This is a genomic window from Streptomyces sp. NPDC030798 (assembly GCF_055572275.1).
In genome coordinates this window covers 171,641-191,425 of sequence record NZ_JBVIDR010000016.1, presented here as the reverse complement: position 1 = coordinate 191,425, position 19,785 = coordinate 171,641, and the positions used below count along the sequence as shown (strand labels likewise).

General features: G+C 72.7%; 20 protein-coding genes. 10 read left to right on the top strand and 10 right to left on the bottom strand.

The features are described 5' to 3' along the window. Window positions 1-330: cbb3-type cytochrome c oxidase subunit I (locus tag ACZ404_RS31375; protein ID WP_468445759.1), on the bottom strand; the 330-nt coding region annotated here is incomplete at its 3' end. Further along, window positions 327-1,289, bottom strand: a complete 963-nt coding sequence (gene ctaC / locus ACZ404_RS31370) for an aa3-type cytochrome oxidase subunit II (RefSeq protein ID WP_468445756.1) — start codon at window positions 1,287-1,289, stop codon at window positions 327-329. The genes ctaC and ACZ404_RS31375, both read right to left, overlap by 4 nt. 337 nt (window positions 1,290-1,626) lie before the next feature. Here ctaC and ACZ404_RS31365 point away from each other — a divergent pair, with 337 nt between their 5' ends. Beyond that, window positions 1,627-3,003 carry an aminotransferase class V-fold PLP-dependent enzyme gene (locus ACZ404_RS31365; RefSeq protein WP_468445754.1) on the top strand — a complete coding sequence of 459 codons (1,377 nt, stop codon included), beginning with the start codon at window positions 1,627-1,629 and terminating at the stop codon, window positions 3,001-3,003. Between the two features lie 15 nt (window positions 3,004-3,018). On the opposite strand, the gene ACZ404_RS31360 is transcribed toward ACZ404_RS31365, so the two are convergent. Continuing rightward, complete coding sequence (locus ACZ404_RS31360) at window positions 3,019-3,993, bottom strand: carbohydrate kinase family protein (RefSeq protein WP_468445753.1); 975 nt, start codon at window positions 3,991-3,993, stop codon at window positions 3,019-3,021. A gap of 131 nt (window positions 3,994-4,124) precedes the next feature. Here ACZ404_RS31360 and ACZ404_RS31355 point away from each other — a divergent pair, with 131 nt between their 5' ends. After that, window positions 4,125-4,334 (top strand): hypothetical protein, encoded by a 210-nt coding sequence (locus ACZ404_RS31355; protein ID WP_468445751.1) that lies wholly within the window; start codon window positions 4,125-4,127, stop codon window positions 4,332-4,334. A 100-nt stretch (window positions 4,335-4,434) separates the two neighbouring features. Further along, window positions 4,435-6,087 carry a hypothetical protein gene (locus ACZ404_RS31350; RefSeq protein WP_468445749.1) on the top strand — a complete coding sequence of 551 codons (1,653 nt, stop codon included), beginning with the start codon at window positions 4,435-4,437 and terminating at the stop codon, window positions 6,085-6,087. A gap of 79 nt (window positions 6,088-6,166) precedes the next feature. Here the strand turns inward: ACZ404_RS31350 and ACZ404_RS31345 are convergent, their stop codons facing one another. Further along, entirely contained in the window at window positions 6,167-6,523 is a 357-nt protein-coding gene (locus tag ACZ404_RS31345) for a HesB/IscA family protein (RefSeq protein ID WP_006135694.1), read from the bottom strand. Between the two features lie 274 nt (window positions 6,524-6,797). Between ACZ404_RS31345 and nadA the strand changes: the two genes are divergently transcribed. Further along, the gene (gene nadA / locus ACZ404_RS31340) at window positions 6,798-7,982 is read left to right on the top strand and encodes a quinolinate synthase NadA (protein WP_468445747.1); all 1,185 of its coding nucleotides are present in this window, start codon (window positions 6,798-6,800) and stop codon (window positions 7,980-7,982) included. Between the two features lie 51 nt (window positions 7,983-8,033). Here the strand turns inward: nadA and ACZ404_RS31335 are convergent, their stop codons facing one another. The 4 genes from ACZ404_RS31335 to ACZ404_RS31320 form a co-directional block, all read right to left on the bottom strand. Then, a complete protein-coding gene (locus ACZ404_RS31335) occupies window positions 8,034-8,711 on the bottom strand; it encodes a response regulator (RefSeq protein ID WP_468445745.1) in 678 nt (225 codons plus the stop codon). After that, on the bottom strand, window positions 8,708-9,934 hold the full coding sequence (locus ACZ404_RS31330) for a sensor histidine kinase (RefSeq protein ID WP_468445743.1): 1,227 nt from the start codon (window positions 9,932-9,934) through the stop codon (window positions 8,708-8,710). The genes ACZ404_RS31335 and ACZ404_RS31330 overlap by 4 nt, the downstream gene beginning before the upstream one ends. A gap of 100 nt (window positions 9,935-10,034) precedes the next feature. After that, window positions 10,035-10,313, bottom strand: a complete 279-nt coding sequence (gene pspAA, locus ACZ404_RS31325; protein ID WP_468445741.1) for a PspA-associated protein PspAA — start codon at window positions 10,311-10,313, stop codon at window positions 10,035-10,037. Window positions 10,314-10,345: 32 nt separating this feature from the next. Further along, window positions 10,346-11,137, bottom strand: coding sequence for a PspA/IM30 family protein (locus ACZ404_RS31320; protein ID WP_468445739.1), 792 nt, complete (start codon window positions 11,135-11,137; stop codon window positions 10,346-10,348). A gap of 270 nt (window positions 11,138-11,407) precedes the next feature. Here ACZ404_RS31320 and ACZ404_RS31315 point away from each other — a divergent pair, with 270 nt between their 5' ends. The 3 genes from ACZ404_RS31315 (at window position 11,408) to ACZ404_RS31305 (ending at window position 14,011) form a co-directional block, all read left to right on the top strand. Next, entirely contained in the window at window positions 11,408-12,034 is a 627-nt protein-coding gene (locus ACZ404_RS31315) for a DUF3043 domain-containing protein (RefSeq protein WP_468445737.1), read from the top strand. Window positions 12,035-12,117: 83 nt separating this feature from the next. Then, on the top strand, window positions 12,118-12,819 hold the full coding sequence (locus ACZ404_RS31310; protein WP_468445735.1) for a class I SAM-dependent methyltransferase: 702 nt from the start codon (window positions 12,118-12,120) through the stop codon (window positions 12,817-12,819). A gap of 121 nt (window positions 12,820-12,940) precedes the next feature. After that, on the top strand, window positions 12,941-14,011 hold the full coding sequence (locus ACZ404_RS31305) for a S1C family serine protease (protein ID WP_468445733.1): 1,071 nt from the start codon (window positions 12,941-12,943) through the stop codon (window positions 14,009-14,011). A 44-nt stretch (window positions 14,012-14,055) separates the two neighbouring features. Here ACZ404_RS31305 and ACZ404_RS31300 read toward each other — a convergent pair whose 3' ends face one another. Next, entirely contained in the window at window positions 14,056-14,268 is a 213-nt protein-coding gene (locus tag ACZ404_RS31300; protein ID WP_468445731.1) for a hypothetical protein, read from the bottom strand. Between the two features lie 111 nt (window positions 14,269-14,379). Here ACZ404_RS31300 and ACZ404_RS31295 point away from each other — a divergent pair, with 111 nt between their 5' ends. Further along, window positions 14,380-15,582 (top strand): bifunctional adenosylcobinamide kinase/adenosylcobinamide-phosphate guanylyltransferase, encoded by a 1,203-nt coding sequence (locus ACZ404_RS31295; protein WP_468445729.1) that lies wholly within the window; start codon window positions 14,380-14,382, stop codon window positions 15,580-15,582. A 27-nt stretch (window positions 15,583-15,609) separates the two neighbouring features. On the opposite strand, the gene ACZ404_RS31290 is transcribed toward ACZ404_RS31295, so the two are convergent. Beyond that, the gene (locus ACZ404_RS31290; protein ID WP_468445727.1) at window positions 15,610-16,602 is read right to left on the bottom strand and encodes a class I SAM-dependent methyltransferase; all 993 of its coding nucleotides are present in this window, start codon (window positions 16,600-16,602) and stop codon (window positions 15,610-15,612) included. Window positions 16,603-16,734: 132 nt separating this feature from the next. Here ACZ404_RS31290 and cobT point away from each other — a divergent pair, with 132 nt between their 5' ends. Both cobT and ACZ404_RS31280 read left to right on the top strand, forming a co-directional pair. Beyond that, on the top strand, window positions 16,735-17,850 hold the full coding sequence (gene cobT / locus ACZ404_RS31285) for a nicotinate-nucleotide--dimethylbenzimidazole phosphoribosyltransferase (RefSeq protein WP_468445725.1): 1,116 nt from the start codon (window positions 16,735-16,737) through the stop codon (window positions 17,848-17,850). An 85-nt stretch (window positions 17,851-17,935) separates the two neighbouring features. After that, window positions 17,936-19,783 (top strand): phosphatidylglycerol lysyltransferase domain-containing protein, encoded by a 1,848-nt coding sequence (locus tag ACZ404_RS31280; protein ID WP_468445723.1) that lies wholly within the window; start codon window positions 17,936-17,938, stop codon window positions 19,781-19,783. Window positions 19,784-19,785: the final 2 nt, after the last annotated feature.

Genomic DNA, 19,785 nt, shown 5'->3' with positions numbered 1-19,785 from the left:
GATCCAGTTGGTGAAACCGGCGAACAGCGGGGTGGCGAACATCAGCAGCATGATCGTGCCATGCATCGTGAACGCCTGGTTGAACTGCTCGTTCGTCATGATCTGCAGGCCCGGACGGGCCAGCTCGGCGCGCATCAGCAGCGCCATCACGCCACCGATCAGGAAGAACGCGAACGAGGTGACCAGATAGAGCGTGCCGATCGTCTTGTGGTCGGTGGTGGTGAGCCACTTGACCGCGACATTGCCGGGCTGCTTGCGCCTGACCGGCAGCTCGTTCTCGTACGAGTCTTCAGCTGCCGCGGCACCCTGGGGTTCGTTGAGGATGCTCACAGGTTGTTCGTCTCCCGGTTCTTCTCGTGGCTCGTCTGCGCGATGCCGGCGGGAACGTAACCGGTCTGCCCCTTCTTCGCGAGGTCCTTGAGGTGCTGCTCGTAGCGCTCCGGGGAGACGACCTTCACGTTGAACAGCATCCGGGAGTGGTCGACGCCGCAGAGCTCGGCGCACTTGCCCAGGAAGGTGCCCTCCCTGTTGGGGGTCACCTGGAAGGCGTTGGTGTGGCCCGGGATGACGTCCTGCTTCATCAGGAACGGCACCACCCAGAAGGAGTGGATGACGTCACGGGAGGTGAGGACGAAGCGGACCGTCTTGCCCTTGGGGAGCCAGAGCGTCGGGCCGGGGTTGTGGGTCTGCGGGTTCCGCGTGCCCGGGGTACCGACGTCGTAGACGCCACCGGCGTTCGCCGGGAAGGCGTTCTTGAACCGGTCCGGAATGGCGGCCAGGTTCGGGTCGGTCTTCGCGTCGCCGGTGACACCGGGGACGTTCGCGATGTAGTTGAAGCCCCAGCTCCACTGGAAGCCGACCACGTTCACCGTGACGTCGGGCTTCTTGTCGGTGAGGCTGAGCAGCTTCGACTCGTCCCGGGCCGTGAAGTAGAAGAGGACCGAGATGATGATGATCGGGACCACCGTGTACAGGGCCTCGATCGGCATGTTGTACCGGGTCTGCGGAGGTACCTCGACCTTGGTGCGGCTGCGCCGGTGGAAGAAAGCACTCCACAGGATCAGGCCCCACACCAGCACGCCGACGGCGAGCGCGGCAGCCCAGGAGCCCTGCCACAGGGAGAGGATCCGCGGAGCCTCTTCCGTGGTCGGGGTGGGCATGCCAAGGCGGGGGAAGTCCTTGTATGTGCAACCGGTAGCGGTCGCCAGGACCAGGCCCGCGGTCAGTGCCTGCAGCAGCTTCCGCCGCATCGGGCGCCGCGGCGAGCGGTCGGAGCCGTTGGGACTCACGTAGCGCCTTCCCGAGAGTCTCGCCCGCGCGGTCGGCTGCGGCCTTCTCGCTGGTCGGTCGCCGCCCTGCGTCGGGCAGGGGTTTGGATGTTTATGCGGACCAAACCCTAGCCGACGCCCTTCGGGGGGTCGCGGGGAGGGGTGCCATACGCGCCGCCGGTCACCCCGAAGTGGTGGGAAGGGTGCCGGGTGTGGCGCCCAAGAGCTCGGGTTGTTGCGGTTTGGGGGGCGGGAGCCGGTGCGTCACGGCCTCTCGCGCCCACGCGGCGGAGCCGCATCGCGAGCACCGTCCCGAGCCCCTGGGCCGGTCGTCCCACCGACGTTCTAACGTTGCCGTGTGTCCTACTTCGACGCCGCGTCCGCCGTGCCCCTGCATCCCGTCGCCCGCCAGGCCCTGATGGCCTCCCTCGACGAAGGGTGGGCCGATCCCGCGCGGTTGTACCGGGAGGGGCGCCGGGCCCGGATGCTGCTCGACGCCGCTCGGGAGGCCGCTGCCGAGGTCGTGGGGTGCCGGGCGGACGAGGTGGTGTTCACGGCGTCCGGGACGCGGGCCGTGCACGCCGGTGTGGCGGGGGCGTTGGGCGGACGGCGGCGGGTGGGGCGTCACCTGATCGTGTCAGCCGTCGAACATTCCTCGGTCCTCCATTCGGCGGAGGCGTTCGAAGCGGGGGCCGGCGAGGTCACGCGGGTGGCCGTGGACCGCTTCGGGGCGGTGGACGCCTCGGCCTACGCGGCCGCGCTCCGCGAGGACACCGCGCTGGCGTGCCTGCAGTCGGCCAACCACGAGGTGGGCACCGAACAGCCGGTGGCTCGGGTGGCCGAGGCGTGCCGGGCGGCCGGGGTCCCGTTGTTCGTGGACGCGGCCCAGTCGCTGGGGTGGGGGCCGGTCGAGGGCGACTGGTCGCTGCTGGCCGCCAGCGCGCACAAGTGGGGCGGCCCTTCGGGCGTGGGCCTGCTCGTGGTGCGCAAGGGCGTCCGGTTCGTGACGCAGGGGCCGTCGGACGAGCGGGAGTCGGGCCGGGCACCGGGCTTCGAGAACCTGCCGGCGATCGTGGCCGCCGTGGCCTCGCTGCGGGCGGTGCGTGCCGAGGCGGCCCAGGAGGCGGTACGGCTGCGGGAGCTGACGGAGCGGATCCGGGCCCGGGTGCCGAAGCTGGTGCCCGACGTGGAGGTGGTCGGCGATCCGGAGCGACGGCTGCCGGGGATCGTCACCTTCTCCTGTCTCTATGTCGACGGGGAGGCGCTGCTCCATGAGCTGGACCGGCAGGGCTTCTCGGTGTCCTCCGGCTCGTCCTGCACGAGCAGCACGCTGACGCCCAGCCATGTGCTGAAGGCGATGGGGGTGCTGAGCGAGGGCAATGTACGGGTGTCGCTGCCGGCCGGGGCGGCGGAGGAGGACGTGGAGCGCTTCCTCGCCGTGCTGCCCGGTGCGGTGACCGGCGTACGGGAGAAGCTGGGCGCTCCGGCCCCGGCGACGGCCGTCCACGCCGAGGAACTCGTCGTCGACTCCCTCGGCAAGCGCTGCCCGATCCCGGTCATCGAACTGGCCAAGGTCATCGGTGACGTCCCGGTGGGCGGCACCGTACGCGTCCTCTCGGACGACGAGGCGGCCCGCCTGGACATCCCGGCCTGGTGCGAGATGCGGGGCCAGGAGTACGTGGGCGAGGAGCCGGCGGAGCAAGGAACGGCGTACTTGATCCGCCGGACGGGTTGACCGGCCCGAGGAGCCTCAGCCCAGGTGGGCCTGGACCTCGTCGGCAGCGGACTCGCCGTAGGCCTTGGTGAACCGCTCCATGAAGTGCCCGCGCCGCAGCTGGTACTCCTGCGTGCCCACCGTCTCGATGACGAGCGTCGCCAGCATGCACCCGACCTGGGCGGCGCGTTCCAGGGAGACACCCCAGGCCAGGCCCGACAGGAACCCCGCGCGGAAGGCGTCGCCGACGCCGGTGGGGTCGGCCTTGCGCTCCTCCTCGGGGCAGCCGACCTCGATCGGCTCCTCGCCGCTGCGCTCGATGCGGACGCCCCGCGAGCCGAGGGTGGTGACGCGGTGGCCGACCTTGGACAGGATCTCCGCGTCGGTCCAGCCGGTCTTGGTCTCGATCAGGCCCTTCTCGTAGGCGTTGGAGAAGAGGTACGTCGCGCCGTCCAGCAGTATCCGGATCTCCTCGCCCTCCATCCGGGCGATCTGCTGGGAGAAGTCGGCGGCGAACGGGATGGAGCGGGAGCGGCACTCCTCGGTGTGGCGGAGCATCGCCTCCGGGTCGTCGGCGCCGATCAGCACCAGGTCGAGGCCGCCGACCCGGTCGGCCACCGTCTTCAGCTCGATGAGGCGGGCCTCGCTCATCGCGCCGGTGTAGAAGGAGCCGATCTGGTTGTGGTCGGCGTCGGTGGTGCACACGAAGCGGGCGGTGTGCAGGGTCTCGGAGATGCGGACGGACTCGGTGTCCACGCCGTGGCGGTCCAGCCAGGCACGGTACTCGTCGAAGTCGAAGCCGGCGGCCCCGACCAGGATCGGCTCGGTGCCGAGCTGGCCCATGCCGAAGGCGATGTTCGCGCCGACGCCGCCCCGGCGCACGTCCAGGTTGTCGACCAGGAAGGAGAGCGAGACCGTGTGCAGCTGGTCCGCGACGAACTGGTCGGCGAAGCGGCCGGGGAAGGTCATGAGGTGGTCGGTGGCGATGGAGCCGGTGACTGCGATGCGCACGGCAGGCATTCTCCTGGGGGGAGGCTGGGTTGACAGTTCACGCTACCCGCTCGGGGGCAGCCGCTGAAGCTGGCAAAACTACCCGATAGTAGATCTTTCTTCGCGACGCCTCGCGTGCCTACGGTGCCGTCATGACGAACCTGAAGGTCCACTCCCCCGCTCCGGCCGACCTCGAAGGCGATCTCGCCTCGCTGCGCGGCGACTGCGCCCGCATGGCCCGGCACTGGACGGCTCCCGAGCACCACGACGCCCGTCCGGTGCCGCCGTCCCTGATCCACGGGGTGAACGTGCCGGTGCGCTCGGCCCGGCTGCTGGACGCCATGTCGGACTACGGCGACTGACGCCGGGGGCGCACGGACCGGGAACCGTGCGCTCCCCTCGCGCGTCCCATCGCCGTCCCCCGTTCAGGGGGCGTGGGACGAGCCGGCGAGGAGCGATGCGGTGAACACCGAGCGACCCGAGAAACCAGAGGAGCCCGAGTCCTCGGAGGCCACCGCGAGCACCGGGGAGGCGGAGGCGGGCCAGGCGTCGGACACCGCCGAGGCACCGCAGACCTCGCAGACCGCGGACACCGAGGAGACCGCGGCGGACGCAGCGGAGACAGCAGGGACTCCTGAGCCCGACCCGGTCCACGAGGTCGACGCCACGGCTCCCCCCGCGCCGGCCGCGCGCCGCCGCTCCCCCCTGGTCGTCGTCTCGGTCGCGGCGGCCGTGCTGCTGGTCGGCGGCGGGGGCGCGTATCTGGCCACCGGCTCCGGCTCGGACGGCCGTACGAACGCCGGCGCCGCCGGCGGGGGCGCCGCGCCCCCGCCGCTCGCGCTGGACGGCTGGACCGGCAGCGGTACCGGCGGCATCGCGCCCGGGGAGCCGAATCCCTACGGTGTGACCTATGTGGCCGCCGGCACGCTGCCCGACGGCCCCGGCTCGGCACCCGTCTACGTCCCCGGTGCCGAGGTCGGCAAGGACGCGGTGGCCCGGCTCGCCCGGGCACTCGGGGTCGAGGGGACGCCGGTGGCCGAGGGGAGGACCTGGCGGGTCGGCGGCAAGGACGGCACCGGGCCCAGCCTCCAGGTCGGCCGGGACGCACCCGGCAGCTGGAGTTACACCCGGTACGCGCCCGGCACCGACAACTGCCGGAAGGTCACCGTGTGCACCCAGGACCCGGCCGACCCGGCCGATGAGCCGGTGAGCGCGGCGGAGGCCGAGAAGGCGGCGGCGCCGGTGCTGAAGGCGCTGGGCCAGGACGACGCGAAGATCGACGCGAGCGGGGTGATGGGCGCGCGGCGCGTGGTGAACGCCGATCCGGTGATCGGCGGGCTACCCACCTACGGCCTGACGACCGGTCTGACCGTCGACGAGCGGGGCGAGCTGGTCGGCGGCCACGGGCAGCTCGCGACGCCGGTGAAGGGGGACACGTACCCCGTGCTGGGTGCCCGCAGGACGCTCGATCTGATGAACAAGGCGCCCAAGGGCGATCACCGCATGGGGATCGGCGGCTGCACCACGCCGATGCCGCTGAAGAAGCGGCTGGAGCAGCCCTGCAACCGGGCCACGACGGCACCGGGACCGAAGGCGGGCGACGCGGACGAGGTGACGGTGGAGAAGGCCGTGTTCGGGCTGGCCGCCCGGTCGGCCGGCGGACGGCAGCTGCTGGTGCCGTCCTGGCTGTTCGAGGTGAGGGGTGCGGCGGCCCGGGGCACCTTCACGGTGGCGTATCCGGCGCTCGACCCGACGTACCTGGCCTCACCGTCGGCCTCCGCACCGCCCTCCCAGCCGTCGTCCGGGCCGTCCTCCGCGCCGAGGACGAGCAGGACGAAGGTGGACGGCTACAGCGCCGACGGCCGCGAGCTGACCGTGACGTTCACGGGCGGGGTGTGCGCCGACTACACGGCCAAGGCGAAGGAGAGCCGGGACCGGGTGACGGTGACGGTGACCGGGAGGTCCTGGCCGCAGAAGGTGTGCGTGGCCATGGCCAAGTTCTACGAGAGGACGGTACGGCTGGACGCGCCGCTCGGCGGCCGGACGGTGGTCGGCGCGGACGGCACGCGGATCCCGAAGACCGAGCCGGGAGCGCTGCGTCCGCAGACCCGGTAGACGGCTCCGCGGGACATCGAGGACGCGAAAGGCGGCGGGCCCTGGCAGGGCACCGCCGCCTTTGTCGTCGAACCGCGGCTCAGCTGAAGGAGTCGCCGCAGGCGCAGGAGCCCGTCGCGTTCGGGTTGTCGATCGTGAAGCCCTGCTTCTCGATCGTGTCCACGAAGTCGATGGTGGCGCCGCCCAGGTACGGAGCGCTCATACGGTCGGTGACGACCTTCACCCCGCCGAAGTCCTTCTCCACGTCACCGTCGAGCGAGCGCTCGTCGAAGAAGAGCTGGTAGCGCAGGCCGGAGCAGCCGCCGGGCTGGACGGCGACGCGAAGGGCGAGGTCGTCGCGGCCTTCCTGGTCGAGCAGGGCCTTGACCTTGGACGCGGCGGCGTCGGTCAGGATGATGCCGTCGGTGACGGTGGTGGTCTCGTCCGATACGGACATCTACATCTCTCCCGGGTTGTACGGAGACTGCTTGCCGACGAGTGCAACCGGCGCTTCCGCGGATTCATTCCGGGCCGGGCATTCGCGTGGTCGCGTTCTTACTTCCTACTTCTTCCTTCTTCATGCTCGCACATGCCCGAAGACGCGGACAGCGCCCTCTGGAGGGACCCGGACGGGATTCACGTCACATGGACGCTATGCCCATCGTCAAAGTGACGTGAAGCGGTTATGATAGATAGCGTCAGTTAGACGAAAAGTAGAAAGGGTGCGTGTCGTGACCACCGCCCAGACCCCGGAGCTCGACGTACAGCCGTCTCCGCTCGCCCTGCTGCTGCTCGGCCGTGAGGCCGACCCGAAGAGCGAGCGGGGTGTCGAGTGTCCCGGCGACCTGCCCTCGCCGTCCGACCCCGATCTGGTCGAGCGTGCCCGCGCGGCCAAGGAAAGGCTCGGCGACAAGGTCTTCGTGCTCGGCCACCACTACCAGCGCGACGAGGTCATCCAGTTCGCCGACGTCACGGGCGACTCCTTCAAGCTGGCCCGGGACGCGGCCGCGCGCCCGGAGGCCGAGTACATCGTCTTCTGCGGTGTGCACTTCATGGCCGAGTCGGCGGACATCCTCACCTCCGACGACCAGAAGGTCGTCCTGCCCGACCTCGCCGCCGGCTGCTCCATGGCCGACATGGCGACGGCCGAGCAGGTCGCCGAGTGCTGGGACGTGCTGACCGAGGCCGGCGTGGCCGAGCAGGTGGTGCCGGTCTCGTACATGAACTCCTCCGCCGACATCAAGGCCTTCACCGGCAAGCACGGCGGCACGATCTGCACCTCCTCCAATGCCAAGCGGGCGCTGGAGTGGGCGTTCCAGCAGGGCGAGAAGGTGCTGTTCCTGCCCGACCAGCACCTCGGCCGCAACACCGCCGTACGGGACATGGGCATGTCGCTGGACGACTGCGTGGTCTACAACCCGCACAAGCCGAACGGCGGGCTGACGGCACAGGAGCTGCGCGCCGCGAAGATGATCCTGTGGCGCGGCCACTGCTCGGTGCACGGCCGCTTCAGCCTGGAGTCGGTGAACGACGTCCGGGAGCGGATCCCGGGCGTGAACGTGCTGGTGCACCCCGAGTGCAGGCACGAGGTCGTGGCCGCCGCGGACCACGTCGGCTCGACCGAGTACATCATCAAGGCCCTGGAGGCGGCCCCGGCCGGGTCCAAGTGGGCCATCGGCACCGAGCTGAACCTGGTGCGCCGGCTGGCGAACCGTTTCGCGCCCGAGGGCAAGGAGATCGTCTTCCTCGACAGGACGGTCTGCTTCTGCTCGACCATGAACCGCATCGACCTGCCCCACCTGGTCTGGGCCCTGGAGTCCCTGGCCGAGGGCAACCTGGTCAACCGGATCGAGGTCGACAAGGAGACGGAGGCGTTCGCCAAGCTGGCGCTGGAGCGGATGCTGGCGCTGCCGTAACACGCGCGAAGGGGCCGGGTCTCGGGCGAGACCCGTCCCCTGGCCGTGCAGTCACTCCGACCTCGGACGTACCAGCCCGGACTCGTAGGCCATCACGACGAGCTGGGCCCGGTCCCGGGCGCCGAGCTTGGCCATGGCCCGGTTGACGTGCGTCTTCACCGTGAGCGGGCTGACCTCGAGGCGTTCGGCGATCTCGTCGTTGGAGTGCCCGCCGGCGACCTGCACCAGCACCTCCCGCTCCCTGCCGGTGAGCGTGCCGAGCCGCTCCGCACGCGCGGGGTCGCGGCCCTCGTCGTCGCTCTGGGCGAGGAACCGGGCGATCAGGCCCTTGGTGGCGGCCGGGGACAGCAGGGCCTCGCCACCGGCGGCGACCCGGATGGCGCTCAGCAGCTCCTCGGGCTCACTGCCCTTGCCGAGGAAGCCGGAGGCGCCGGCGCGCAGGGACTGCACCACGTAGTCGTCCACCTCGAAGGTGGTCAGTATGACCACGCGGACCTGGGCGAGGGCGGGGTCGGCGCTGATCAGCCGGGTGGCGGCGAGGCCGTCGGTGCCGGGCATCCGGATGTCCATGAGGACCACGTCGGCGCCGCGCTCCTTGGCCAGCCGGACCGCCTCGGCGCCGTCCGAGGCCTCCCCCACCACCTCCATGTCGGGCTCGGAGTCGACCAGTACCCGGAACGCGCTGCGCAGCAGTGCCTGGTCGTCGGCGAGCAGGACACGGATCGTCATACGGGCTCCCCCGGGGCCGTGGTACGGGTCGTGACGGGCAGGATCGCATGGACGCGGAAGCCGCCGCCGTAGCGGGGGCCGGTGGTCAGGGTGCCGCCGACGGCGGTGACCCGCTCGCGCATGCCGAGCAGTCCGTGCCCGCCGCCGTCCTCGGGCTCACCGGCTGCGGCGGTCTCCGGGCCGTCGTCGAGGACGGTGACCTCGATGTGCGGTCCGACGCGTACGACGCTGACCTCGGCCCGGGCGGCGGCGCCCGCGTGCTTGCGCACGTTGGTCAGCGCCTCCTGGATGATCCGGTAGGCGGCGAGGTCGACGGCGGCCGGCAGTTCGGTGCCCTGGTCGGCGCGGGCCACCTCGACCGGGAGCCCGGCGCTGCGGAAGGTGCCGGCGAGGTCCTCCAGGCGGTCCAGGCCGGGTGCCGGTTCGGTGGGGGCCTCGGGGTCGCCGGACTGACGCAGCAGACCGACCGTGGCCCGCAGCTCGTTCAGTGCCGAGCGGCTGGCCTCGCGGACGTGGGCGAGGGCCTCCTTGGCCTGGTCGGGCCGCTTGTCCATGACATGGGCGGCGACCCCGGCCTGCACGTTGACCAGGGCGATGTGATGGGCGACGACGTCGTGCAGATCGCGGGCGATGCGCAGCCGCTCCTCGGCGACCCGGCGGCGGGCCTCCTCCTCCCGGGTGCGCTCGGCGCGTTCGGCGCGCTCGCGGATGGCCTGCACGACGGCGCGGCGGCTGCGGACGGCGTCCCCGGCCGTGGCGCCGATGCCGGTCCAGGCGAGCACGCCGAGGTTCTCCTGGGCGTACCAGGGCAGGGGGCCGCCGAGCATGGCGGCGGCCGTCAGCACGGTCATGGTGAGCAGGCCGACCCGCCAGGTGGTGGGCCGGTCGGTGGTGGAGGCGACGGTGTAGAGGGCGATCACGGCGGACATCGCCACGGGGGCGCGCGGATTGCCGGTGACGCTCTCGAGCACGGAGAGGATGCCGGTGACGGCGAGGACCGTCTTCGGGGCGCGACGGCGGAAGACGAGGGCCACCGCGGCGAGCAGCATCAGCAGCAGGCTCAGGGCGGCGGGGGTGCGCAGGCTCCAGGTGACGCCGTTCGCCCCGTGGGGGGTGACGAAGGAGCCGGCGATCATGCAGATCAGGACGCCCGCGGCGAGGGCCGCGTCCAGTGCGAGGGGGTGGGCCTTCAGGCTGCACCGGGCGCGTTCGAGAGTGCTCACGGGTGCACACTACGGCGCCGGGGGCGGCGCCCCCAGACCCGCACGGTGCCGCGGCCCCGGACCCCGTCGCCTCGGCGCCGCTTCCACGCGGACGGCCTGATCAGCCCGGGATCAGCCCGTCGTCGCTGAGCATCTCCCGGACCTCGTCCAGCGTGGCGTCGGGGGACGGCAGGATCAGTTCCGACGGTTCCAGGGCGTCGTCCGGCAGCGGGGTGCCGAGGGTGCGGACCGCGTCGAGGAGGGCGGCGAGGGTGTGGCGGAAGCCCGCCTCGTCGCCGCCCTCCATCTCCCGCAGGAGCTCGTCGTCGAGCTTGTTCAGCTCGGGGAAGTGGGAGTCGGCCAGCTGCACCTGGCCCTCCCCCATGATCCGTACGATCACGTCCGTCTCCTCGGCTCGGGCCCCGGCGCGCACTACTGCTTGTCGAAACGCGGGGTGTCCTGCGGCTGCTGGGACTGCGCCTGGCCGTTGCTGCCGCCCTCGAGGGCCTGCTGGGGCTGGCCGCCGGCCAGCTCGGCCTTCATCCGCTGCAGTTCCAGCTCTACATCACTACCACCGGAGAGCCGGTCCAGCTCGGCCGCGATGTCGTCCTTGGCCATGCCGGTGGGGTCGTCCAGGGCGCCGGAGGCGAGGAGTTCGTCGATCGCGCCGGCCCGGGCCTGCATCTGCTGCGTCTTGTCCTCGGCGCGCTGGATGGCCAGGCCGACGTCGCCCATCTCCTCGGAGATGCCGGAGAAGGCCTCGCCGATCCGGGTCTGGGCCTGGGCGGCGGTGTAGGTGGCCTTGATGGTCTCCTTCTTGGTGCGGAACGCGTCCACCTTGGCCTGCAGCCGCTGGGCCGCCAGGGTGAGCTTCTCCTCTTCGCCCTGGAGGGTGGCGTGCTGCGTCTCGAGGTCCGTCACCTGCTGCTGGAGGGCGGCGCGGCGGGACAGCGCCTCGCGGGCGAGGTCCTCGCGGCCCAGCGCGAGCGCCTTGCGGCCCTGGTCCTCGAGCTTGCCGGACTGCTGCTGCAGCTGGTTGAGCTGCAGCTCCAGGCGCTTGCGGGAGGTGGCGACGTCGGCGACGCCGCGGCGCACCTTCTGCAGCAGCTCGAGCTGCTTCTGGTACGAGTAATCGAGGGTCTCGCGCGGGTCCTCGGCCCGGTCAAGGGCCTTGTTCGCCTTCGCGCGGAAGATCATCCCCATACGCTTCATGACACCGCTCATGGGCTTCGCGCGCCCCCTTCTGACGGACTCCAGCTCACCGATCCTGCGACAGAACCCACAGTACGGGCCCTGACTCCATTACCGCACTGTTCGGGGCGTGATGCGCTCATCCCCGAGGACGACTGCGGACGGAGCCGCTCCGGCGCAGGGAGTAGGTGGTCCCCCCACCAGCGCCCCCGCCGGGGCCCCGGGTTCCCGCACCGGAACGTCCGCTCTGTCCTGCTACAGACGTCCGGTGTTGCCGGATCGTTCCCCGGGCGGCTGGGGTCCATGCCGGTGCAGCCCGTACCCTTGGGTTTTGTGTTCCGTAGCCGTGCCAAGGAAGAGAAGGCCCCCGCCGCCAAGGCGGTGGTGACCGACTCCAAGCAGCCCCGTGACCCGCAGGCCCCCAAGGGCAGGCCCACGCCCAAGCGCAGTGAGGCCCAGTCCCAGCGCCGCAGCGTCGCCCGCACCCCGACCAATCGCAAGGACGCCGCGAAGCGTCAGCGCGAGGAGCGCCGGCAGGCGCTGGAGCGGCAGCGCCAGGCGCTGGCCGGCGGCGACGAGCGCTATCTGCCCGCCCGGGACAAGGGCCCGGTCCGCCGGTTCGCCCGCGACTGGGTGGACTCACGGTTCAACGTGGCGGAGTTCTTCCTGCCGCTGGCCGTGGTGATCCTCGTGCTGAGCGTGGTGCGGGTGCCGGCGGTGCAGAACATCGCGCTGCTGCTGTGGCTGGTCGTCATCGTGCTGATCGTGCTGGACGCGGCCGTCAGCGGGTTCCGGCTGAGGAAGCTCCTGAAGGAGCGCTTCGCGGGCCAGAACACGCGCGGCGCGGTCGCCTACGCCCTGATGCGCTCCCTGCAGATCCGCCGGCTGCGGCTGCCGAAGCCGCAGGTCAAGCGCGGAGAGCGGCCCTGAGCGCAGACGCTTTCACCGGGGGTGCGGCCGACGCGTGGCTCAGCAGGCTGGGCCATCTGCGCGATGTCGTACGGCAGGAGCTGGTGGCCCGGCAGCTCGACGAGCAGATAGCCGGGCGGTTCCCGGTCGGGCAGCGGCTGCGGGTGCTCGACGTCGGGATGGGCCAGGGCACGCAGGCGCTGCGGCTGGCCCGGCTCGGGCACCAGGTGACCGGGGTCGAGCAGGACGCGACGATGATCGCCGCCGCGCGCGAGGCGCTGGCCGGTGAGCCGGAGGGCATCCGCGAGCGGGTCCGGCTGGTGCAGGGGGACGGACGGGACACCGGCGTGCACTTCCTGCCGGGCAGCTTCGACGTGGTGCTGTGCCACGGCGTCCTGATGTACGTCGAGGAGCCCGACCCGCTGGTCGCCGGGCTGGCCCGGATGCTGGCACCGGGCGGGCTGCTCTCCCTCCTCGTCCGCAATGGCGACGCGCTGGCCATGCGGCCGGGCCTGTCCGGGGACTGGGCGGGCGCGCTGGCCTCCTTCGACACGACCGCGTACCGCAACCGCCTCGGTCTGGACGTCCGTGCCGACCGCCTGTCGGCCCTCACCGCCACCCTCGCGGGCATCGCCGCTCCCCTGCACGCCTGGTACGGCGTCCGCGTCTTCACCGACACGGCGCCCGACGACGCCGCCCTACCGGCCGACCTGCAGACGCTGCTGGCCGTGGAGGAGCGCGCCGGCCGGACCGACCCCTACCGGGGGGTCGCCGCGCTGCTGCACCTGTGCGGGGTGCGGGGCTGAGGCCGCGCTCACCCGGGTGCGGCCCGCATCCCTTCGGCGTCGCGTCCGTCCGGTGCGGGAGCGTGGGCCGTTCGGCGCAACCGGGGGGCTCAGGGCCGGGCACCGAAGGAACACTCGGGGCATGGTCGCTTCCCGTAGCCGTGCCCCTCGGAGGGTCGCCTCCGTTCCGGCCCTGATGTGTGCCGCCCTGCTCCTCGCCGCCTGCACGGGCACCGCGTCACCGGGGAAGCAGGACGCGCCGGCCAGCCGGGCGGCGGTGCCGCCGGCCGCCCAGGACCTGCAGAGCCAGTTCCAGAAGGTGATCGGGGCGGTCCTGCCGTCGGTGGTGCAGATCCAGGCGAGCCACGCGCTGGGCTCCGGGGTGGTGTACGACGACCGGGGGCACATCGTCACCAACGCGCACGTGGTCGGCTCGGAGAAGACGTTCAAGGTGACCACCGCCCACAACGAGGAGCCCCTCGCCGCGCGCCTGGTGTACTCCTACCCCGAGCAGGACCTCGCGGTGATCAAGCTGGACAAGGTGCCGGCCGGGCTGAAGGCGGCGGTGTTCGGCGACTCCGAGAAGGTGGAGGTGGGCCAGATCGTGCTGGCCATGGGCTCGCCGCTCGGCCTGTCGTCCAGCGTCACCCAGGGCATCGTCTCGGCGACCGGACGGACCGTCAGCGAGGGCAGCTCGGGCGGCGGCACGGGCGCGACCATCGCCAACATGGTGCAGACCTCGGCCGCCATCAACCCCGGCAACAGCGGCGGCGCCCTGGTCGACCTCGACGGGAAGGTCATCGGCATCCCGACGCTCGCCGCGACCGACCCCGACCTCGGCGGCAGCGCGGCGCCCGGCATCGGGTTCGCCATCCCGGCGTCGATGGTGAAGACGGTCGCCGGGCAGATCGTCGAGAAGGGCAAGGTCGTCGACTCCGGGCGGGCCGCGCTCGGCATCACCGCCCGGACGGTCGTGGACGAGAACTACCAGCCGGCCGGGGTCGCCGTGGTCACCGTCAGGAAGGGCGGGGCCGCCGACCGGGCGGGACTGCAGGCGGGCGACGTCATCACCGAGCTGGGTGACACCCCGGTCACCACGACGACGGCGCTCTCCGAGGCCCTCGCCGGCGACAAACCCGGGCAGCGCACGTCGGTGACCTTCCAGCGGGGCGGCGCCGAGAAGACGGTGGAGGTCACCCTGGGCGAGCAGTGAGGAGGGAGGCCGAGCCGGGAGTCCCTCCTCACCCCCGGGCCGGGCTACGGCGCGTCGGCGTGCAGGCTCATCGGGCCGTAGATCTCGCTGTTCTCCTCGAACAGCCGCACCTGGTCCGCGCCGCCGTCCAGCAGCGCCTTCCAGTGCTCACCGATCCAGGACTCGGCATCCCCCTGCGTGGTGAACTCCTCCGGCTGCACGGCGGGCTGGACCTCCGTCCCGTCGGCCTTCTCGAACCGCCACGTCCATGCCGTCATGTGGGCCTCCCTGTGTGAGCACATGCAGAGCGGGAGCCGGATCTTGGTCCGGCTCCTGCTCGCAGCCTAGCCGGAAGCGCAAGAGCCGCTGCGACAGGTGAAAATCGGTGCGTGGACGTCACTCTGCTCGGTACCGGTGCCCCCGCGGGACTGCCCCGCCCCGACTGCCCGTGCGCGGTCTGCGCGACCGCCCTGGGGCCGGACGCGCGGGCCGCCACGGCGGTGCTGGTCGACGGGGCGCTGCTGCTCGACCTGACGCCGGGCGCGGCGTTCGCCGCCGCGCGGTCGGGGCATTCGCTGGCCGGCGTACGGCAGGTGCTGCTGTCGCATCCGCACGACGGGCCCCCGGTGGAGGTGCCGGCCGGGTTGCCGCAGCCCGCTCGGGTGCCGGACGGGCGGGAGTTGGCGCTGCTGACGGGGCATCGGGTGCGGGCCGTGGCGATGGACGCGGGCGGCACCGGGTACGCGGTGACCGGGCCGGACGGGCAGCGGCTGCTGTACCTGCCGCCGGGCGGTGCGCCGGCGGGCCTTGAGGAGGCGACGGCGGAGTCGTACCAGATGGTCCTCGCCGATGTCGTGGGGCGGCCGGACGCGCTGGCCCGGCTGCGGGCGGTGGGCTCGGTCGGGCCGACCACGGACCTGGTGGCCGTCCACCTCGACCATGACGTGCCCCAGGGCGCGGAGGTGCGGCGGCGGCTCGCGGCGGCCGGGGCGCGGGCCGTGCCGGACGGTACGACGCTGGTGGTGGGGGCGTACGAGGAGGTGCCGGACGTGCCGCGGCGGACGCTGGTGCTGGGCGGGGCGCGCTCGGGGAAGTCGGTGGAGGCCGAGCGGCGGCTGGAGTCGTTCCCGGACGTGCTGTACGTCGCGACCGGCGGGACGCGGGGCGGGGACACCGAGTGGGCCGCGCGGGTGTCCGCGCACCGGGAGCGGCGGCCGGGGTCGTGGCGTACGGCGGAGACGACCGACCTGGTGCCGCTGCTCGCTCAGGAGGGGCCGCCGCTGCTGATCGACTGTCTCTCGCTGTGGCTGACGGACGTCATGGACGCGGTGGGGGCGTGGGACGACGCGGAGTGGGCGGACGGCGGGGAGAAGGCGCTGCGGGAGCGGGTGCGGGAGTTGGCGGGAGCGGTGCGGTGCGCCCGGCGGACCGTGGTGGCGGTGTCCAACGAGGTGGGCTCGGGGATCGTCCCGGCCACGGCCTCCGGGCGCCGGTACCGGGATGAACTCGGGCGGCTGAACGCGGCGTTCGGGGCGGAGTGCGAGCAGGTGCTGCTCGTGGTGGCGGGGCAGGCGGTGGTGCTGCGGGGGTGAGGCGTCCCGTGCCGTCGCTCGGCGGGGTCACGTCGCGCCGGTGTCGGTGTCCTTGCGGGCCACCAGCCGGTAGGCGTTGGCGAGGCGGCTGTGGCGGGCCAGCGGGGCCAGCGTGTGGTCCAGGAGCGAGGTGAGGGCCAGCAGGGGGGTGACCGTTGCTCTGAGGACGGGGTGGGTGGCCACCGTCAGGGAGAGCGCCGCTGTCAGGTCGTAGGGGATGTGGGCGGCCCGGCGGTCGGTGACGAGGATCGTGCAGCCCTGCGCCTGGAGTTCCGCGCGCAGGTTGGCCAGGGGCATCAGGTGGAGGTGGCGGGGCTGGCCGTGCGGCAGCCACCATCTGCGCAGCAGGGCGGCGAACAGGCAGCGCGGGTCGCTGACTTCGACGATCAGGTGGCCGCCCGGCCGCAGCACGGTGAGCGCCGCCCGCAGTTCCACGCGCGGGTCGGGCGCGTGTTCCAGGTGGTGGAACATGCTGACCACGTCGTAGCGCAGGCGCAGCCGGGCCGCCGTCCCCGGGGTGCTCAGGTAGCCGCGGTGGGCCTCCTCGACCCGCCCCTCCAGCAGGGCCTGTTCCACCCGTGCCGTCGGGTCCAGGCCGTCGAAGCTGGTGTAGGGGAAGAACTCCTTGGCCGCCTCGGGAAAGCGGGCGTGCCCCGTGCCCACGTCCAGCCAGCTCTCCGGGTCGGGCAGCCGCGACAGCTTGTGGGCGGTGGCGCGGTGCCGCCGGCGGACCGCGCGGTCGGACAGGACGCGCCCGGTGAACTCCTCCAGGTGCCGCTCGTAGAAGTCCCGGTGGTAGAAGGCGTGTCCCTCGGCGGTGAGCCGGGGGTTCTGGAAGGTGTGGGCGCAGTCGCGGCACTCGTCGAGGGCGAAGACACCCGGCCGGTGCCGCAGCGGGTCGGGCCCGCGCATCCGGGTCCGCAGCCGTGGGGAGCCGCACCAGGGGCAGTCCGCGCGGCGCGGTTCCTGGAAGGGGTCGGACGGTCTGCTGGCCTGCGGGGTGGGGGGCGAGGGCTGCATGACGGCTCCCTGGGCGACATTCCGCTGCAAACCGGAACGTAGGGGATACCGATCTTGGGTGCAACGACGTCGCGGCGGCGGGGTGGCGGTGTGGCGCGGAAACGTGCGTTCGCTGCCGGTACTGTTCGGCGAATGAGCAGCCTTAATCTGGACGACTTCACGGATCTGATCGAGCGCCCGGACGGGGGCGTACGCCGTGACGCCGAGGCCCGCCGCGAGCGCCGGACCGTGCCGCCCGGGTCGCTCGGGCGCCTGGACGAGCTGGGCGAGTGGCTGGCCGCCGCGCAGGGTGCCGTACCGGTGCGGCCGGTGGAGCGGCCGCGGGTGATCCTCTTCGCCGGTGACCACGGCATCGCCGAACGCGGCGTCTCCGCGCGGCCGGCCGGTGGTGCCGAGCAGTTGGTGCGGGCGGTTCTGGAGGGCGGCAGCCCGGTGGCGGTGCTCGCACGCCGGCTCGAGGTGCCGGTGCGCGTGGTGGACATGGCTCTGGACTGCCCGCCGGAGGTGTTCCCCGAGGAGGTCGTACGGCACCGGGTGCGGCGCGGCAGCGGCCGTATCGACGTCGAGGACGCGCTCACCACGGAGGAGGCCGAGACGGCCTTCCGGGCCGGGGTCGCGGTCGCCGACGAGGAGGCCGACTCGGGGACGGACCTGGTGGTGCTCGGCGATGTCAGCGTCGGCGGGACGACGGCGGCGGCGGTGCTGGTCGCCGCGTTGTGCGGGACCGACGCGTCCGTGGTGACCGGGCGGGGCGGGCTCCCGATCGACGACCTGGCGTGGATGCGCAAGTGCGCGGCGATCCGGGACGCGCTGCGGCGGGCGCGGCCGGTGCTCGGCGACCAGGTGCAGCTGCTCGCGACGGTGGGCGGGGCGGACCTCGCGGCGATGACCGGGTTCCTGCTGCAGTGCGCGGTGCGGAAGATGCCGGTGATCCTCGACGGGGTCGTGGCCGCCGCGTGCGCACTGGTCGCCCAGCGGGTGGCGTTCCGGGCGCCGGACTGGTGGCTGGCCGGGCACGACAGCGGGGAGCCGGGGCAGGCCAAGGCGCTGGACCGGATGGCCCTGCAGCCGCTGCTGGAACAGGGCGTGAAGGTCGGCGAGGGCCTGGGCGCCCTGCTGGCGGTGCCCCTCGTACGGGCCGCCGCCGCCCTCGCCGCCGAACTCCCCGAGAAGCCGGGGAGCGCGGACGAGAAGGAGCGGGACGCCACGGAGGAGCCGCAGGAGAAGGCCTCGGAGGAGCTGCGGTAGGCCGGCTCCGCCGCGGCGGAGCCGAAGGCGACCAACGGCCGGAAAAGAATAGTTCGCCGGGGCGGCCCCCATATGATCCTCCCCCATGGGAGATGCCCGAATTGCCGTTGAAGCGCGAGCCGAGCCGGGGCGGCGGTCCGCCGGGGTCTCCGGGCGGGCCGCCGCCCTCGCCGTCTGGTATCTGCGGGCCGTCGCCTTCGTCAACTTCCTGAGTGCCGTCTGGGTGTCGCTGGGCCAGGACGTGCGCCGGCACAACCAGGAGAACCTCTTCACGCCCTACCTGCTGACCGCCGGCTTCGCCTCCGGCGTGTTCACCGCGTTCCTGGCGATCACGATGCGGCGGCGCAAGCGGGCCGCGTGGATCCTCAACCTGGTGCTGAGCGGCTCGTTCCTGGCCCTGTTCGCGTTCGCCATGGCGTTCCCGGAGATCCGGCGGTACGCGCAGAACTGGATCTCCCTGGGGCTGACGGCCGCGTTCGTCGGCGCGCTGCTGGCCGGCCGCCGGGAGTTCTACGCCAAGGGCGACCGGTCCAACCCGCGGCTCGCGGCGACCGTGGCCGTGGGCGGCGGGCTGCTCGCCTCGCTGCTGGCCGCGCTGCTGGTGACGGTCACCAACCAGGCGCCGGACGCGGCCCGTTCGACATTCCCGGAGCGCTGGCACTACGGCACTTTGCGGCTGGTGTCGGTGGCCGCCGAGGAGTCCCGCTTCCCCGGGCTGGACCCGCCCAACTGGGCGAACGTCGCCATCAACGTGCTCAGCACGGTCCTCGTCCTCGCCGTCCTCTACGCCGCCTTCCGCTCCCGGCGCGCCGTCGACCCGCTCACCGAGGACGACGAGAAGCGGCTGCGGGCGCTGCTGCAGCGGCACGGCGAGCGGGACTCGCTCGGCTACTTCGCGCTGCGCCGGGAGAAGAGCGTGGTGTGGTCGCAGACCGGCAAGGCGGCGGTCGCCTACCGGGTGGTCGGCGGGGTCAGCCTGGCCTCCGGTGACCCCCTCGGGGATCCCGAGGCGTGGCCCGGGGCGATCGCGCCGTGGCTGGCCCAGGCGCGGGCGCACGGCTGGATCCCGGCGGTGATGGGAGCGAGCGAGGAGGCCGGGACGGTCTACGCCCGGCACGGTCTGGACGCGCTGGAGCTCGGGGACGAGGCGGTCGTGGACGTCGCCGAGTTCACCCTGGAGGGGCGGGCGATGCGGACCGTCCGGCAGGCCTGCAACCGGGTGCGGCGGGCCGGGTACCGGGTGCGGATCCGGCGGCACGCGGACATCCCGGCGGACGAGATGGCGTACCTGGTCCAGCGCGCGGACGACTGGCGGGACGGGGCCACCGAGCGCGGGTTCAGCATGGCGCTCGGGCGGCTCGGGGACCCGGCGGACGGGCAGTGCGTGATGCTGGAGTGCACGGACGCGGAGGGCCGGCTGCGGGCCCTGCTGTCCTTCGTGCCGTGGGGGCCGCACGGGCTGTCGCTGGACCTCATGCGCCGGGACCGGGACGCCGAGAACGGTCTGGTGGAGTTCATGGTGCTGGAGCTGCTGCGGCGGGCCGGAGAGATCGGGATCACTCAGGTGTCACTCAACTTCGCGATGTTCCGATCGGTCTTCGAACGTGGGGCGCGCCTCGGTGCCGGGCCGGTGCTGAGGCTGTGGCGGTCGCTGCTCAGCTTCTTCTCCCGCTGGTGGCAGATCGAGTCGCTGTACCGCGCCAACGCCAAGTACCGGCCCATCTGGGAGCCCCGGTTCCTGCTCTTCGAGAAGAGCGCGGACCTGCTCCGCATCGGCCTCGCGTCGGCGCGGGCGGAGGGGTTTCTGGGGGGCCTGTCGTCGGATTCCCGTCGTCCGCCCGGCGGGCGGGGCAGGCGGGAATCCGGCGACAGGCCCCGTTGCACCGGGGTGCCCGGGTGGGTGCATCGGCGGCACTTGGGGACGCGTCGATGAGG

Coding starts and splice junctions, on each gene's coding strand:
- ACZ404_RS31320 (WP_468445739.1), bottom strand. CDS start 11,137: ATGAGCGGTGTCATGAAGCGTATGGGGATGATCTTCCGCGCGAAGGCG.
- ACZ404_RS31315 (WP_468445737.1), top strand. CDS start 11,408: ATGCCGGTGCAGCCCGTACCCTTGGGTTTTGTGTTCCGTAGCCGTGCC.
- cobT (WP_468445725.1), top strand. CDS start 16,735: ATGAGCAGCCTTAATCTGGACGACTTCACGGATCTGATCGAGCGCCCG.
- ACZ404_RS31305 (WP_468445733.1), top strand. CDS start 12,941: ATGGTCGCTTCCCGTAGCCGTGCCCCTCGGAGGGTCGCCTCCGTTCCG.
- ACZ404_RS31345 (WP_006135694.1), bottom strand. CDS start 6,523: ATGTCCGTATCGGACGAGACCACCACCGTCACCGACGGCATCATCCTG.
- ACZ404_RS31280 (WP_468445723.1), top strand. CDS start 17,936: ATGGGAGATGCCCGAATTGCCGTTGAAGCGCGAGCCGAGCCGGGGCGG.
- ACZ404_RS31300 (WP_468445731.1), bottom strand. CDS start 14,268: ATGACGGCATGGACGTGGCGGTTCGAGAAGGCCGACGGGACGGAGGTC.
- ACZ404_RS31335 (WP_468445745.1), bottom strand. CDS start 8,711: ATGACGATCCGTGTCCTGCTCGCCGACGACCAGGCACTGCTGCGCAGC.
- ACZ404_RS31290 (WP_468445727.1), bottom strand. CDS start 16,602: ATGCAGCCCTCGCCCCCCACCCCGCAGGCCAGCAGACCGTCCGACCCC.
- ACZ404_RS31355 (WP_468445751.1), top strand. CDS start 4,125: ATGACGAACCTGAAGGTCCACTCCCCCGCTCCGGCCGACCTCGAAGGC.